This is a genomic window from Vibrio sp. 1078-1 (assembly GCF_033340475.1).
In genome coordinates this window covers 1-636 of the sequence record NZ_JAWOWM010000495.1, presented here as the reverse complement: position 1 = coordinate 636, position 636 = coordinate 1, and the positions used below count along the sequence as shown (strand labels likewise).

The 636-nt window shown below is 48.4% G+C and carries 1 protein-coding gene; it reads left to right on the top strand.

Annotation, left to right across the window (positions count from 1 at the left end; genetic code table 11):
• A partial coding sequence (locus R7190_RS28400; protein ID WP_318137996.1) for a GNAT family N-acetyltransferase occupies positions 1 to 636 on the top strand: 636 nt, incomplete at both ends.

The following is a 636-nucleotide window of genomic DNA, read 5'->3' as shown; positions in this document are numbered from 1 at the left end:
CTGCGCCAGCGCACAGCAGATCCCATCTCTCCTGCATGAAATTGGCCGCTTGCGAGAACATAATTTCCGTCAAGTTGGCGAAGGGACCGGACAAGCAATAGACATCGATCATTTCGATCATGATTACCTGCACCTGTTTGTGTGGGACCGTGAGAACCAATGCATGGTAGGAGCTTACCGTCTTGGATTAGTTGATCAATTATTGGCGAAATATGGCGTAGAAGGATTGTATTCGCGCACCTTGTTCAACTATGACCAACGCTTTCTCGATCAAATGGGCAAGTCGATTGAAATGGGGCGTTCTGTGATTGCCGAGCAATATCAAAAAAGCATGAGTGCCCTACTCTTACTCTGGAAAGGCATAGCGACTTTTGTTCATCAACATCCTGAATACACGCACTTATTTGGCCCAGTGAGCATCAGCAACGATTACAGCCATACCGCGCGTCAGTTGCTGGCACAATCGATGACCCTACACCACTACGACAACGACTGCGCCGAATACGTCACTCCGTCAAACCCACTGCCAGAAACCAACTTAAACTGGAATACCAGCATGCTAACCGCATTGGGAGATTTACAGTTGCTATCTCGCGTGATCGCTCGAATTGATGAAGGCAAAGGCGTCCCGGTATT